The sequence below is a fragment of the Kitasatospora sp. NBC_01266 genome, from assembly GCF_036242395.1.
GTDB lineage: Bacteria > Actinomycetota > Actinomycetes > Streptomycetales > Streptomycetaceae > Kitasatospora.
In genome coordinates this window covers 4,775,586-4,789,948 of record NZ_CP108458.1, presented here as the reverse complement: position 1 = coordinate 4,789,948, position 14,363 = coordinate 4,775,586, and the positions used below count along the sequence as shown (strand labels likewise).

At 74.4% G+C, this 14,363-nt stretch carries 11 protein-coding genes; 5 read left to right on the top strand and 6 right to left on the bottom strand.

Annotation, left to right across the window (positions count from 1 at the left end; genetic code table 11):
• Nucleotides 1–7: 7 nt before the first annotated feature.
• Together OG403_RS21005 and OG403_RS21000 are read right to left on the bottom strand one after the other, a co-directional pair.
• Entirely contained in the window at nt 8–919 is a 912-nt protein-coding gene (locus OG403_RS21005; RefSeq protein ID WP_329566635.1) for a DUF4231 domain-containing protein, read from the bottom strand.
• A gap of 120 nt (nt 920–1,039) precedes the next feature.
• Nucleotides 1,040–1,402, bottom strand: coding sequence for an FtsX-like permease family protein (locus tag OG403_RS21000; RefSeq protein ID WP_329572408.1), 363 nt, complete (start codon nt 1,400–1,402; stop codon nt 1,040–1,042).
• Between the two features lie 468 nt (nt 1,403–1,870).
• On the opposite strand from OG403_RS21000, the gene OG403_RS20995 reads away from it, so the two are divergent.
• Nucleotides 1,871–2,029 carry a hypothetical protein gene (locus OG403_RS20995; RefSeq protein WP_329566633.1) on the top strand — a complete coding sequence of 53 codons (159 nt, stop codon included), beginning with the start codon at nt 1,871–1,873 and terminating at the stop codon, nt 2,027–2,029.
• A gap of 269 nt (nt 2,030–2,298) precedes the next feature.
• Complete coding sequence (locus tag OG403_RS20990; RefSeq protein WP_329566631.1) at nt 2,299–2,916, top strand: histone deacetylase; 618 nt, start codon at nt 2,299–2,301, stop codon at nt 2,914–2,916.
• Nucleotides 2,917–2,947: 31 nt separating this feature from the next.
• Here OG403_RS20990 and OG403_RS20985 read toward each other — a convergent pair whose 3' ends face one another.
• Nucleotides 2,948–4,354: an NCS2 family permease gene (locus OG403_RS20985; RefSeq protein ID WP_329566629.1), complete on the bottom strand. Its 1,407-nt coding sequence runs from the start codon at nt 4,352–4,354 to the stop codon at nt 2,948–2,950.
• 122 nt (nt 4,355–4,476) lie between these two features.
• On the opposite strand from OG403_RS20985, the gene OG403_RS20980 reads away from it, so the two are divergent.
• On the top strand, nt 4,477–4,743 hold the full coding sequence (locus OG403_RS20980) for a DUF2530 domain-containing protein (RefSeq protein WP_329566627.1): 267 nt from the start codon (nt 4,477–4,479) through the stop codon (nt 4,741–4,743).
• Nucleotides 4,744–4,924: 181 nt separating this feature from the next.
• Nucleotides 4,925–7,357 carry an HAD-IC family P-type ATPase gene (locus OG403_RS20975; RefSeq protein WP_329566625.1) on the top strand — a complete coding sequence of 811 codons (2,433 nt, stop codon included), beginning with the start codon at nt 4,925–4,927 and terminating at the stop codon, nt 7,355–7,357.
• Nucleotides 7,358–7,374: 17 nt separating this feature from the next.
• Here OG403_RS20975 and OG403_RS20970 read toward each other — a convergent pair whose 3' ends face one another.
• From OG403_RS20970 to OG403_RS20960, 3 genes are all read right to left on the bottom strand, one after another.
• On the bottom strand, nt 7,375–7,941 hold the full coding sequence (locus OG403_RS20970) for a flavodoxin family protein (protein WP_329566623.1): 567 nt from the start codon (nt 7,939–7,941) through the stop codon (nt 7,375–7,377).
• Nucleotides 7,942–8,008: 67 nt separating this feature from the next.
• The gene (locus OG403_RS20965; RefSeq protein ID WP_329566621.1) at nt 8,009–11,356 is read right to left on the bottom strand and encodes a sacsin N-terminal ATP-binding-like domain-containing protein; all 3,348 of its coding nucleotides are present in this window, start codon (nt 11,354–11,356) and stop codon (nt 8,009–8,011) included.
• Nucleotides 11,357–11,519: 163 nt separating this feature from the next.
• Nucleotides 11,520–12,398, bottom strand: coding sequence for a DUF3027 domain-containing protein (locus tag OG403_RS20960; RefSeq protein ID WP_329566619.1), 879 nt, complete (start codon nt 12,396–12,398; stop codon nt 11,520–11,522).
• 613 nt (nt 12,399–13,011) lie between these two features.
• Between OG403_RS20960 and OG403_RS20955 the strand changes: the two genes are divergently transcribed.
• Complete coding sequence (locus tag OG403_RS20955) at nt 13,012–14,343, top strand: MFS transporter (RefSeq protein WP_442911082.1); 1,332 nt, start codon at nt 13,012–13,014, stop codon at nt 14,341–14,343.
• The last annotated feature ends 20 nt before the right edge of the window (nt 14,344–14,363 follow it).

Below are 14,363 nucleotides of genomic sequence, written 5' to 3'. Positions count from 1 at the left end.
GTCACTCTCAGCGCGGAAAGGCCCGCCGGGCGCGCCAGCTGGTGTGCTCACGGGCCACCGCGTCCTCGACATCGCCGGCCAGCTGGGACCAGCTGGCCTCGGCGTCCGGGTCGTTCAGCTCGATGGCGGTCAACTTTCCCCAGACCACGTCGAGTTCCTTGGCGGCCAGCTGGTAGGCCGAGACCAGTGGGCGCAGCTGCTTCAGCTGGGTCCAGGCGATGATCGCGGCGGCGGCGGCCGAACAGGCGCCGAAGATGCTCACCGAGAGCGCGCCGAGCGCCTGGGCGACGGCCGCCGCACCGCCGACGATCATCAGGGCGACCGTGCCCAGGCCCCAGGAGACGGACTGCGACTCGCAGGCGGCCGCCTTGGCCAGGTACCAGGTGCGCTGGCCCTCCACCCGCAGCCGCAGGTAGACGGTGCGGCGCATGGGCAGGTCGGCGGCGCGCAACTGCCGCATCCCGTCGGTGATCTCGGGCACCGCACCGGGGGCCAGGGCGCCGCTCTCCTCGAAGGCCCGCAGCACGTCGGCGACCTGGATCCGGTACACCTCGTCCACCTCGGGCGAGTCCGCCGGGCCGCCGAACGGACGGGCCCGCACGACGTACTTCCAGGCCAGCGTCTTCACCGACTCGGCGGCGGCGCGGGCCCCGTACCACTGGGCCTGCGGGTTGGCGCGGCGCAGCCGGGCCCAGAAGTAGCCGGCCAGCAGGAAGGCCGCCACCGAGATCAGCGGCGCGACGCTCGCCTTCGTGCTGGCCACCGCGCCGACCACGGCGGCGGCCACCAACATCAGGATCATCCCGCGGTACCAGCGCAGGGTCTGCCGCTGTCCGGAAACCGACGCCTGATCAGCCGTCTGGAACGGCTCCGGCAGAAAGTCCGCCTCGTCGATACCGGTTGGGTCCCATCGCGCCATCGGCCACTGCCCCCTCATGAGTCCACCGGCAGTATGCCCACACCCAACTGGCCTACACAGCGCGCTTTCCGGCCAGCACCGGACGTCGGCTCGGCCGGTAACCGGCTACCAGGAAGCCCGCTACTCGCGCGCCGCCGCCGGCCGCAGCGGCCCCACCCGCAGGGCCAGCGAGGCCGGGGCGAGGGCCGCCACCAGCGCGACCACGCCGCAGAGCAGGCCGAGTGCGGCGACGATCGGCCAGGGGCCGCCGACCACTTCGGCGCCCAGCGGAATCGGCCCCACCAGGCGGCACAGCGCCGCCCACGAGCCGCCCACGCTCAGCGCGGACGCGACCGCCCCGAGCAGCACGCCGGCGCCCACGCAGAGCAGCGTCTCCACCATGACGACGCCCAGCACCTGGCTCCGGGTCGCCCCCGCCAGCCGGAGCAGCACCAGCTCACGTCGCCGCTGCGCGACCGAGAACGCGAAGGTGCCAGCCAGCACGAAGCCCGCCACCAGCGCGGCCACCGCCGCCGCCAGGCCCAACGGCGTGGTGACGTTGTCCAGTTGGCCGAGCTCGGCATCGCGGTTCGGATCGGCGTCCCGCCGCTGCGCCCCCGCGTACACGGCCACCGCGCTCCGGACACCGCCTGCCGGACCTGGTCCGGAGCCCCGTAGGCGACCAACGCGTCGACCGGGGGCGAGAGTTGCGCGGCCCGCTGGTCGGTGAAGAAGAGCGCGTGCTCGAACGGGACCGCCGCCCTCACCCCGCTGACCGTCAGCTCCAGCGGACCGTCAGCCGTCAGCACCCGCACCCGCTGCCCGACCATGGCCGCCTCGCCGCCACCGAGCACCACCTCGTCCGGGTGCTGCGGCGGCGCTCCGGCCAGCAGCCGGTAGCCGCCGAAGGCGGCGGCCGACCAGCCGTGCCCCACCTGGTCCTTCGGGCCGCCGAGCAGCTGGGCGTAGAAGGTGCGGTCCGCCACCACCGGTCCGGTGCGGCCCACCGCCGCGAGCACCTCGGGCGTCAGGCCCGGCTGCTCGGTGACCTTCACCCGCTGGTCACCGGCCACCTGGTCGTGCACCACCACCTCGGTGTCCGGCAGCACCACCACCGGCGCGTGGTCGTAGCGCGACGGCCGGCCGGCGAGGTGCCCGGTCGCCACGATGGTCAACGTCGCGGTCGCCAGCAGCCCCACGCCGAGGGCCAGCGCGACGAACGTGCCGACGAACGAGGCCCAGCGCACCCGCACCGTCGAGCTGGCAATCCGCATCACCGTAAGCATGCCGACCATCGTTCAGGCCGGCGCGCCCCACCGGATATCCGGAGCATCCCCGACCCGACCCCGATTTTCCCCGGCATCCGCCCCCCACCCGGACCCGCCGCCTACCCTGACAGCATGACCGGGCAGCTCCTCTGGTACGCCGCCTACGGCTCCAACCTGCACCTGGCCCGGCTGACCGCCTACCTGGCCGGCGGCCGGCCACCCGGCGGCGCCCGCGCCCACCCCGGCTGCCGCGACCCGCGCCCACCGCGCGCGACGCGCCCCATCCAGCTCCCCGGGCAGCTGTACTTCGCCCTGGAGTCCACCCTCTGGACCGGCGGGATGGCCTTCTACGACCCCCTCGACCCCGGCCTGACCCCCGCCCGCGCCTACCTGCTCACCGCCGAGCAGTTCGCCGACCTCGCCGCCCAGGAGATGCACCGCGCCCCCGGCACCGACCTCGACCTGCGCCCCGTCCTCAGCCACGGCCGCGCCACCCTGGGACCGGGCCGCTACGAGACCCTGGTGCACCCCGGCGACCTCGAAGGCCTCCCGCTGCTCACCCTCACCGCCCCGTGGCGCACCGCCGACGCCCCGCTCGCCCGGCCCGCCCTCGGCTACCTCCACCACCTGGCCGCCGGCCTGCACGAGTCCCACGCCTGGCCCACCCCGCGCAGCGCCGCCTACCTCAGCACCCGCCCGGGCGCGGCGGGCCACTGGACGGCCGTGGAGCTGACCGAGCTGCTCGGCTGAGGCTCCGCCACGTCGATATCAATCACCCTTGCTACTTGCCCAACCCCAGCGCCGGCATCATGTAGTAGAAGGCGAACACCCCCGCCACCGCGTACAGCGCCACCGGCACGCTGCGCCCGCGCCCGGTCGCCACCCGCAGGACGCAGAAGGTGATGAAGCCCATCCCGATGCCGTTGGTGATGCTGTAGGTGAACGGCATCAGCAGCATGGTCAGGAAGGCCGGCATCGCGATGGTGTAGTCGCTCCAGTCGATCTCGCGGATCGAGTTGGCCAGGATCAGGAAGCCGACCGTGACCAGTGCCGGGGTGGCCGCCTGGGCCGGGACCATGGTGGCCAGCGGGGTCAGGAAGAGCGCGAGCATGAAGAGCGCGCCGGTGACCAGGCTGGCGAGGCCGGTGCGGGCGCCCTCGCCGACGCCGGCCGTCGACTCGACGAAGCAGGTGTTGGCCGAGGAGGAGGTGGCGCCGCCGAGGGCGGTGGCGATGCCGTCGACCATCAGCACCCGGTTGATGCCGGGCAGGTCGCCCTTCTCGTCGAGCAGGTGGGCCTCGTCGGCGACGCCGAGGATGGTGCCCATCGCGTCGAAGAAGGCGCTCATCAGCACGGTGAAGATGAAGAGGATCCCGGTCAGCACGCTGACGTAATGGAAGCCGCCGAACAGGCTGACCTTGCCGACCAGTCCGAAGTCGGGGGCGGAGACCGGGTTGCCCGGCCACTTGGGGACGGTCAGGCCCCAGGCGTCGGCGGGCAGGTTCGCCAGCTTCTGGATCACCAGCGCGACCACGGTCATCGCCGCGATCGAGATCAGGATCGCGCCCGGCACCTTGCGCACCACCAGCACCATGGTGAGCAGCACGCCGAGCACGAAGACCAGCACCGGCCAGCCGTGCAGGTGGCCGCCGATCCCCAGCTCCAGCGGCACGGTGGTGTGGGCGCTGTCGGGGACCCGGCTGGTGAAGCCGGAGTCGACCAGGCCCACCAGGGTGATGAACAGGCCGATGCCGATCGCGATCGCCTTGCGCAGCCCGAGCGGCACGGCGGTCATCACCCGTTCGCGCAGGCCGGTGGCGACCAGCAGCATGATGCAGATGCCGGCCAGCACGACCATGCCCATCGCATCCGGCCAGGTCATCTTGGGTGCCAGCTGGAGCGCGACGATGGTGTTCACACCCAGCCCCGCGGCCAGGCCGATCGGGACGTTGCCGATCACGGCCATCAGCAGCGTGGTCAGTCCCGCGGTCAGCGCGGTGGCCGTGACCAGCTGCGGGAAGCTCAGCGACTGCTTGTTGATGTCCACGGCGTTGGACAGGATGATCGGGTTCAGCACCAGGATGTAGGCCATGGTGAAGAAGGTGGCGACACCGCCACGGATCTCCCGGGGCACGCTGGAGCCGCGTTCGGAGATCCGGAAGTAGCGGTCGAGGGCCGCGGAAGGCATGCGATATGTCCTCTGGTGGGGGCAAAGGAGGGCCTTCAGTATGAGTTCACCGGTCGTGCACGCGCCATCTTCGCGCGTAGATCAACCGGGTGGCGCGCCCCCGAAGCCGTAGGCTGAGCGCTATGCCGAAGACCGCCCTGCACCCCTCGCCGCCGCCCCTGGAAGCCAACGACGTCGCGATCGTGGGCGGCGGCACGGTGCTCTGGTTCGTGGGCTTCCTGGTGCTGCTCCCCTTCCAGCACACCCTCTCCGCGCACGGGCACGGCAGCTGGCCCTGGATCTGCCTCTCCGGCGGTCTGCTCGGCCTGATCGGGCTCTGGTACTGCCGGGCCCGGCGCGCCGCGATCCAGCGGGACCGGGTGAGCGGCGAGGCCCTTCCCGGCCAGTGACCGCACCGGGGCACGTCCGCCCCCAGGTCCGCACCCGGGCCCGCACCCAGGTCCGTCCCCAGGCCCACACCCCGGTCCGCCCCGGGGAGGAGTGACACCCCCGCCGAGCGGTCCACCCGGTCGGCCGGGCCTGGACCATAGGAGGACGCACCGGACATTTCGCCCCCGTAGAGTCGATGCCATGACGCATCCCGCCGCGGACCGGCCCGCCCCTGACAGCGGCGCGAGCGCCGGCGCCACCGGCCTCGCGCCCGTCCGGCGTGGCGGCCTGACGACGGCGGAGGTCGCCGAGCGGGTGGCGAACGGGCAGGTCAACGACGTCCCGGTGCGTTCCTCACGGTCCGTCAAGGAGATCGTGCGGGCGAACGTCTTCACCCGCTTCAACGCGATCATCGGTGTGCTCTTCGCGGTCATCCTGGTGGTCGGCCCGATCCAGGACGGGCTGTTCGGCCTGGTGATCGTCGCCAACACGGCGATCGGCATCATCCAGGAGGTGCGCGCCAAGCGGACCCTGGACAGCCTCGCGCTGATCGGCGAGGCCCGCCCCGAGGTGCGCCGGGACGGCCAGGTGACCCAGGTCGCGGTGGCCGAGATCGTGCTGGACGACACCGTGCTGCTCGGCATCGGCGACAAGGTGATCGTGGACGGCGCGGTCACCGAGGCCGAGGGCCTGGAGATCGACGAGTCGCTGCTCACCGGCGAGCCCGACCCGGTCCTCAAGCACCCGGGCGACCTGGTGATGTCCGGCAGCTTCGTGGTCGCCGGGGCCGGCGCCTTCACCGCCACCAAGGTCGGCCGCCACGCCTACGCCGCCCGGCTGGCCGAGGAGGCCAGCCGGTTCACCCTGGTCAAGTCCGAGCTGCGCACCGGCATCGACACCATCCTGCGGTTCATCACCTACCTGCTGATCCCCACCGCGCTCGGCCTGGTGATCAGCCAGTGGTCGGTGGAGCACAACGACTGGCGCGAGGCGGTGCGCCGCACGGTGGCCGGGATCGTGCCGATGGTGCCCGAGGGGCTGGTGCTGCTGACCTCGGTGGCCTTCGCGATCGGGGTGATCCGGCTGGGCCGCAAGCAGTGCCTGGTCCAGGAGCTGCCGGCGATCGAGGGACTGGCCCGGGTGGACACCGTCTGCCTGGACAAGACCGGCACCCTCACCGAGGGCGGCATGGACGTGCTGGAGCTGCGCGCACTGGACGACGCCGGCGACGGCGAGCGGCTGCGCCGGGCGCTCGGCGTGATGGCGGCGGCGGACGCCCGGCCGAACGCCAGCATGCGGGCGGTGCTGGACGCCTACCCCGCCCCCGAGGGGGAGGGCCGGGAGCACTGGCGGGTGCTGGAGGCGATGCCGTTCTCCTCGGCCCGCAAGTGGAGCGGGGTGCAGCTGCTGGAGCCGGGCGGCGCCGAGGCCAGCTGGCTGCTCGGCGCACCCGACGTGCTGCTGCCCACCGGGCACCCGGCGCTGGCCGAGGTGGACGAACTGGGCGGGCAGGGCCTTCGGGTGCTGCTGCTCGGCCGCACCCCGGTGCCGCTGGACGCCCCCGACCCGGCCAAGGACCTGCGCCCGCTGGCCCTGGTGGTGCTCAAGCAGCGGCTGCGCCCGGACGCCGCGAGCACGCTGCGCTACTTCGAGCAGCAGCGGGTCCAGGCGAAGGTGATCTCCGGGGACAGCGCGGTCTCGGTCGGCGCCGTCGCGGCGAGCCTGGAGCTGCCCGGCGCCGAGCACCCGCTGGACGCCCGGACCCTGCCGAGCGACCCCGAGGCCCTGGCCGACACCGCCGAACGCACCTCCGTCTTCGGCCGGGTGACACCGCAGCAGAAGCGCGAGCTGGTCGGCGCGCTGCAGTCCCGCGGGCACCACGTGGCGATGACCGGCGACGGCGTCAACGACGTGCTGGCGCTCAAGGACGCCGACATCGGCGTGGCGATGGGCTCGGGCAGCGAGGCCACCCGGGCGGTGGCGCAGATCGTGCTGCTGGACGACAGCTTCGCCACGCTGCCCTCGGTGGTCGCCGAGGGCCGCCGGGTGATCGGCAACATCGAGCGGGTGGCCGGCCTCTTCCTGGTGAAGACGGTCTACTCGGTGCTGCTGGCGCTGCTGGTGGTCTTCACCCAGCTGCCCTACCCGTTCCTGCCCCGGCACTCGACCCTGCTGAGTTCGCTCACCATCGGCATCCCGGCCTTCTTCCTGGCGCTGGCCCCGAACAGCGAGCGGGCCAGGCCCGGCTTCGTGCGCCGGGTGCTGCGGCTGGCCGTCCCCGGCGGGGTGATCGCCGGGGCGGCCACCTTCACCGCCTACGCGCTGGCCCGCGCCGACCACGCCACCGACCTGAAGTCCGACACCAGCGTGGCCACCCTCACCCTCTTCATCGTGGCCATGTGGGTGCTGGCGATCGTGGCCCGGCCCTACACCTGGTGGCGGGTGCTGCTGATCGGCGCCATGTGCGGCGCCTTCGCGCTGGTCATGGTGGTGCCCTGGCTGTCGAACTTCTTCCAGCTCCAGCTGATCGACAGCCGCGACGTGTGGACGGGCGTGGCGATCGCGGTGCTGGCCGGGCTGCTGCTCGAGGTGGTCTGGCGCTTCTTCGTCACGCGCGGACCGGACCAGGCGTAGCCGGCGCCGGTCCGGCGCTAGCCGGCGGCGAAGAAGGTCTTCGCCCGCTCCAGCGCCCCGGCGTCCTCCAGGATCTGCCCCGGCTTGTTGGCGGTGCCCGCCAGCACCCCGCCCCAGCCCATCTTCAGGTACTCGGCGGACAGCCGAAGGGTGCCGACCAGCGGATCGGCCGGGGCGTGGTCCTCGGTGGTCAGCACGGTGACGCCCCAGAGCGCCTTGCCGGCCATCCGGGCCTTGAAGTCCACGCCCGGCACCCGCAACCAGCCCGCCCAGTGGTCCAGGTAGAGCTTGGTGTCGGCGGAGACGCTGTACCAGTACAGCGGCGAGGCGATCACCAGGTCGGTGGCCCACAGGGTGGCCTCCAGCAGGGTGGCGGCGTGGCCCTGCGGCGGCGGGTAGCCGCCGCCCGCGTCGTGCCGGGCGTCGACGAAGGGCGGCAGCGGCAGCTCGGCCAGCCGCAGCCAGCGCTGCTCGGCGTCGGCGGGCAGCTGCTCGGCGGCCCGCCGGGCGAGCAGCTCGGTGTTGCTGTCCGGGCGGGCGCTGGCGAGCAGGAAGAGGAACCTGCGCTCGGCTATCTCGATCATGCTCGCCACCCTAGCCAGCCCAGCCGGCCCGACGGTCCGCCAGGAACGGACCGTCGGGAGCGGACCGTCAGGACTCGAAGTCGCGGGCCGCCGAGAGCTCGTAGGCCCGGTCCGGCTCGGTGAGCGCGGCCAGCACCTCGAACCGCCGGTGCCACTGGCCCACCGACCAGGCCAGACCGGCTGCCAGCCCCTCCGGGGTGGCCGCGTGCAGCAGGCCGGGGACCGGCGGGACCTCGAACTCCCCGCCGGGCTCCGCCAGCACGCTGCCCCCGACCTCGTCCGCGGCCTCCAGGGCGGCCGACTCCGGGTCGTAGGGCAGCTCGGGAGTGGGCGCCGCGGTGTCCCAGCGCCAGTCCACCCCGGCCTCCTCACCGTCCGGGCCGACCACCAGCAGCTCCTCGTGCTCCTCGTAGGCGACCGGGCAGCCGGGCAGCAGCTCGCGGACGAACGGCGGCACCCGGTGCAGGACGCCCTCGGAGAGCACCCGGCCGCCGGCGATCTCGCTGGCCAGCGAGACGTGCAGCCGCTCGGCCAGCGCCGGGGCCAGCGCCGGGGCGACCGGGATCAGCGGGTACGGGTGCAGCAGCTGGACCAGGTCGGGCGCGTCGGCGACGACGGCCTCGGTGGCGTCCACCACCACGGTGTGCCCCGGCCTGCGCCCGGTGGCCTCGTCCAGCGGCGGCAGGGCCCGCACCACGTCCAGGGGTTCGACCTCGACGGCGGCCAGCGCGGTGTAGATGCCGTGCAGCTGGCGGTGCGTCACCTCGCTCTCCTCGTCGGTGAGGTGGTCGAGCAGCTCGTCCGGCCCGTGCTGCTCGGCGAGCAGCGCGGCGAGCGTGGTGCGCACCCCGAGGGCGTGCAGGAACTGCTCGTCCAGCGTGGTGCGGGCCTCGTCGTAGAGGCCGCGGAGCAGCCAGTCGGCGCCGGCCGCGCGCAGCCCGGCCGGCTCGCGGCCGTCCAGCACCGGGTGGTCGCGCAGCCACCAGGCGGTGTAGGGCGGCAGGTCGGTGTAGCTGCCGTCGGGCAGCAGCACCCGGACCGGGGTGATCACCGCGTCCCGGTACGGCGGACGGGCCAGCCGGGCCAGCGCCTCGGGCCAGGCCTCCTCGTCGACCAGGTCCAGATCGCGCACCACCAGCAGCTCGGCGGCCACCGGCGGCACACCCACCGCGTCGGCGTCGTCCGCGTGCAGCGCCTCCAGGACCTCCTCGGCCCAGTCGGCCAGCCCGTCCGGCGCCTCGTCCAGCAGGCCGGTCGGATTGCCGCCGACCGCGCGGTCGGCGGGGGCGGTGGGGTCCAGGCGCTCCAGGTCGTCCGGGTCGAGCACCGCGTCCTCGGCGCGGACCAGCACGAAGTCGCTCAGCACCCCGACCGCGCCCAGTACCTCGGGGCCCCAGCGGTCCAGCAGGTCCTCGTCCACGAAGGGCGCGTCCTCGGGACGGGCGAGCTCGGCGAACGGGCTTTCGGGGAGGATGAGTTCACCGGCCCTGGCCGGCTCGCCCTCGTCGTCGGGCAGCGCCAGGCGGGCCAGCCACGGGTGGTCGCCGGCCTTCGCGCCGGCCGCCCTGACCAGGCCGAGCACCGCGTCGGCCAGATCGGCGGCGGCCTCGAAGTCCTCCTCGGCCAGATCCAGCGAGCGGGCCACGGCCGCGCGCAGCTCGGGGGTCGCCAGGATGCCCGCCGGGGTGGCGGTGGCGGCGCCGAGCTTGGCCAGCAGCGGGTGCGCGGCCTCGGGGTGGGCCAGGCGCAGGTCCAGCAGGTCCAGTGCCTCCGCCAGGGCCTCGGGATAACCGGGGAAGCCCGCCCAGTCGGCGTCCTCGGAGGGCAGCAGCACCCGGCGCGGTCCGGTGACGGTGCGTCCGGTGGCCAGCGGCACCGGCAGCGCGCCGAGCGCCTCCGGATCGGCGCCGGCCAGCGCCCCGTACAGGCTGCGCCACCAGGCCGGCTCCCGGTCCAGGCCGCCGAGCTGGTCGACCACCTCGGCCAGCGGGATCCGCCGCACCTGCAGCGCGCGCAGCTCGGCCCGCCGCTCCAGGCCGGCCGGCAGCAGACCGGGGAAGATCGGGGCCAGCGCCTCGACCACCGAGGAGTCGGCGCCCTCCAGCAGCGTGGCGTCGCGCGGGCGCAGCGCCGGGGTGCCCTCCTCGACGGCGGTGGGGTGCGGCAGGAACGCGGTGCCGGGCAGCCGGGAGAGGATCACCGTGCGCAGCGCGTTGTCCAGCGCGCCCTGGCCCAGCGGCCCGGGGACCAGCGCGAGCGAACCGAGGTCGGCGCCACGGGCGCGCAGCAGGTCGGTGTAGGCCTCGGCGGCCCGCTCGGTCAGGAAGTCGGTGAGCGGGCCGGGCGCGACGTGGCGCCGGGTGGAGTCCAGCGGGTAGGAGGCGATCAGCAGCGCGGGCACGCCCAGCGGCTCCTCGCTCGGGGTGGGCGCGTGCAGCACGGGCGCCACCGGAAGCGGCTGCGGGGTGCCGGCGGCGGAGACCGGCACGGCCCAGGTCACCGTCCAGTACGGGCGGGCCCGCTCCTCGATCGGACGGTCGGCCAGCAGCTCGGGGGCGAGTGCGCCGGTGGCGGTGACGGTCTGCCAGAGCGAGCGGCTGGTGGCGCCCTGCGCGTCGCACTCGGTCAGGGTGACCTGGCCCAGGCCCTGCTCGGTGCGCTCGGCCACCGAGCGGGTCAGCGTGCGCGAGCCGCCGTCCGGGGTCTCCACGACGATCTCGGCCAGACCGGGCAGGGTGAGCAGCAGCGCGTCGTCCACGCCGTTCAGCAGACGGCGGGTCAGGTCCTCGGCGGCGCCGTCGCGCAGCGGCAGCAGGACCACCGTGTCGTAGCCGGTCGGCGGCTCGCCCTCGGCGGGCAGCGGCAGCCGCAGCACCGGGACGTGACCGTCACGTCGGCGCAACTCCTCGGCCAGTGCGGGCTGTTCGCCCGCCACCCGGTCGGTGAGCTGCCGGGACTCGGCGAGCGACCAACGCACGCCGCCCGCGTGGCCGACGATGGCCGGCTCGTCGCTCACCGCGAGCACGGCGGCGAAGCCGACCCCGAACCGGCCCACGGTGGGGGTGGCGTCGGCCCGCTTGGAGGAGGCGCGCAGGGTGGAGAGCGACTCGATCGCCGCCGCGTCCAGCGGCGCACCGGTGTTGGCGGCGGCCAGCACCCCGTCGCGCAGGGTCAGCCGCAGCCGACCCGGGCCGCGACCGGCGCGGCCCGCGGCGTCCGCCGCGTTCTGCGCCAACTCGACCACCAGACGATCCCGGTAACCGCCGAGCGCCAGCTCCTCCTCCGCGTTGGCGTCCTCCCGGAACCGGGCCGGCGAAGCCGCCCAGGCGTCCAGCACCCTGCGCCGCAACTCGGCCGTGCCGAAGTGATCGGCCGCCTGCTCGTCGCCGCCACTGCCGATGATGCGAGGCTCCACTGGACCCGCCGCCTTCCCCAACCGTCACACGAGATCCTTGGGGGGCATTCTCTCCCTTTTTCGCAGGCTCGTTCGCCGCCAGGGCCGCCGGGGTGACCTGGGGGGCCGCCGGGCATGAAGGAGCCCCGGGCGGCGGTGCCGTCCGGGGCTCGATCGGGGCGCGTCAGGAGTGGCCCAGCTCCTCGGCCGGGGCGTCCGGCTCGACCGAACCGCCGGCCCGGTCGGGGTGCAGCTGCATCGGCTCGACCACGGTCTCGTCCAGGATCAGCTCGGCCGGCACCGGCGGCGCGGGCAGCACGGCCGCCTCGGAGTGGCCGCCGCAACCGTAGGCGAGCGAGACGATCTGACCGTCCGCCGGACCGTACTCGTTGCCGCAGACGCCGAAGGCCTGGCCCAGCGAGCCGCCGATCGGGATCAGGAAGCCGCAGCTGGTGCAGGAGGCGGGGGCGGACTGCGCCATCGGGGTCTGCGGGCCGTGCGCCTTCTCCCAGCGGTCGGCGGCCAGGTGCAGCCCGAGTCGGGAGAGCACCCGGGCACGGGCCATGCCCAGCTCGTCCGCCACCGCGCCGATCCGCGCCCGCGCCGGAGCCGGCTGCACGTGCGGGTCGGTCAGCTCCAGCTCCTCCTCGCCGTCGAAGACGGCCGAGTTCGGCACGGGCTCGTCCTCGCCGGTCCACCCCGGCTCCAGCCGCACGTCGTCGGCGTCGGTGGGCAGCAGGTCGCCGGGCCCGAGGTCACCGGGCCGCAGCCGCTCGCTCCACGGCACCCACTGCGGGGCCAGCACCGCGTCGTCGCCGGGCAGCAGCACGACCTCGTCCAGCGTCACCAGCTTGGCGCGCGGCGCGCGGGCCACGGTGACGGCCCAGCGCCAGCCGCGGTAGGCGGCGTCCAGGCACTCGAAAGTATGGGTGACGACCCGCTCGCCCTCGGCCTGGACGGCCAGGTGGCTGCCGACGGCGGCAGGGCCGACCGCCTCGACCGCTGCCTGCCTGGCGAGTTCGACGGCTTCGGCACAGAGCCGGTCGGGGGTACGGCTTCGCATCGCAGCACTCACGGCGTCGGTTCTCTCCAGTCTTCTTACCTGCAGCCTAATCGCCCGGTGGCTCGCCCGGGCCGTTCGGGACCGTCACGGCCGCCAGGTGCGCACCCGTGGGCGTCGCATCGCTCGAACCAGCCGCCGGTACCGCTCGCTCGTGGTACCGCCCCTATTCTGCGTGACCAGGAGCCTTGCGTGGACCGGCCGCGCCGCCGCCGGGCCAAGGCCGACCGGTGCGCCGCACGCTCCGCCGAAGCGGTCCGCAGAGTGCAGGCTACCCGTCGGGAAGCTCCGCGCGACAGCCAGTTGGACGGCCGCTGAGGGTACCAGCCCTGTCGGGCCGCGCCGAGCTGGCCCCAATCCCTCGTACTGGCGGGGATTGTCAGGCAGGATTGCTCGTGTGGCGGACGAAACTCCGTCGCAGCACGCCTCACCGGTCTCCGTGCCGCGACAGCAGCTCTCGGTCCCCCCTGTGGACGAGTCAGGCCCACAGTCGGAGGACGGGTCGCCGCTGCCCGATCGCCCCACCGGCCAGATCGCCACCGAAGAGCCCGAGGAACCGCCGACCGAGCTGGAACCGCGCCGCGGCCTGCTGGTCCGCAGCGCCTCCGCGGCCGGGCTGCGCACCGGGCAGGTGGTGCACGGCACCGGGCGCCGGATCCGCAAGGCCACCTCGGCCGACGGCGCCGGCGAGTCGGGCCTGGCCAAGCTGATCGAGCTGCACGCGCTGAACTCCTTCGGCGACATGCTGATCACCATCGCGCTCGCCTCCACCATCTTCTTCTCGGTGCCCACCAGCGAGGCCCGCGGCCGGGTGGCGCTCTACCTGGTGGTCACCATGGCCCCGTTCGCGCTGCTCGCCCCGGTGATCGGCCCGCTGCTCGACCGGCTGCCGCACGGCCGCCGGGCCGCGATGGCGATGTCGATGCTCAGCCGCGCGGTGCTCGCCTGGACCATGGCGGGCTCGATCAGCGGCGGCAATCTGGCGCTCTATCCCGAGGCGCTCGGCTGCCTGGTCGCCTCCAAGGCGTACGGCGTGGTGCGCAGCGTGGTGGTGCCCCGGCTCAAGCCGGCCCGGGTGACCCTGGTGAAGGCCAACTCCCGGGTGACGCTGGCCGGTCTGCTGGCCACCGGCCTGGCGGCCGGGGTGGGCGGGGCGCTGCACCTGGCCGGGCCCGCCTGGCCGCTGCGCGGCGCCTTCCTGGTCTTCGTGATCGGCACCCTGATGGCCTTTCACCTGCCGCACCAGGTGGACTCGGCCAAGGGCGAGCAGCGCGCGGTGCTGCACGCCAGCCCGCACCAGGACCCGGGCGGGCCGGCCGCGGCGGCCCCCGAGACCCCCCGGGCCAAGGCCAGCCTGCGCACGGTCGGACCCTCGGTGGTCCTGGGCCTGCGGGCGGTGGCCGCGCTGCGCGGGCTGAGCGGTTTCCTCACCCTCTTCCTGGCCTTCCTGCTGCGCGTCGACCCGGTCGGCGGCGTGTCCCCCACCGTGGGCCTGGGCCTGCTGGCCCTGGCGGCCGGCGGCGGCAACGCGCTCGGCTCGGTCTTCGGCTCCTGGCTGCGCAGCCGCGGCGCGGAGGCGACGATCACCGCGATGCTGCTGCTGGCCACGGCCGCCGCCGTCGCCAGCGCACTCTGGTACGGGATCGTGACCGTGCTGGTGGTGGCGGCCGTCGCCGGGATCGCCGCCTCGCTGGCCAAGCTGGCGCTGGACTCGCTGATCCAGCGCGACGTCCCGGAGGCGGTGCGCACCTCGACCTTCGCCCGTTCCGAGACGCTGATGCAGCTCTCCTGGGTGGCCGGCGGCGCGCTGGGCATCCTGCTGCCGCTGAACGGCACGCTCGGCCTGTCGGTGGCGGCGGCGCTGCTCGGCGTGGCGCTGGTCTGGACGCTGCTGGCACTGGTCCGCCTGGGGGTACGCGGCGGCGCACCGCACCCCCGCGTCGCGTGATCGTCAGAGTTGGATAGCCT

What these genes read in the sequence shown, in the direction of transcription:
- OG403_RS20990 (WP_329566631.1), top strand. Translation starts at nt 2,299, where the DNA reads ATGACCGGGCAGCTCCTCTGGTACGCCGCCTACGGCTCCAACCTGCAC.
- OG403_RS20960 (WP_329566619.1), bottom strand. Translation starts at nt 12,398, where the DNA reads ATGCGAAGCCGTACCCCCGACCGGCTCTGTGCCGAAGCCGTCGAACTC.
- OG403_RS20985 (WP_329566629.1), bottom strand. Translation starts at nt 4,354, where the DNA reads ATGCCTTCCGCGGCCCTCGACCGCTACTTCCGGATCTCCGAACGCGGC.
- OG403_RS20975 (WP_329566625.1), top strand. Translation starts at nt 4,925, where the DNA reads ATGACGCATCCCGCCGCGGACCGGCCCGCCCCTGACAGCGGCGCGAGC.
- OG403_RS20980 (WP_329566627.1), top strand. Translation starts at nt 4,477, where the DNA reads ATGCCGAAGACCGCCCTGCACCCCTCGCCGCCGCCCCTGGAAGCCAAC.
- OG403_RS20970 (WP_329566623.1), bottom strand. Translation starts at nt 7,941, where the DNA reads ATGATCGAGATAGCCGAGCGCAGGTTCCTCTTCCTGCTCGCCAGCGCC.
- OG403_RS21005 (WP_329566635.1), bottom strand. Translation starts at nt 919, where the DNA reads ATGGCGCGATGGGACCCAACCGGTATCGACGAGGCGGACTTTCTGCCG.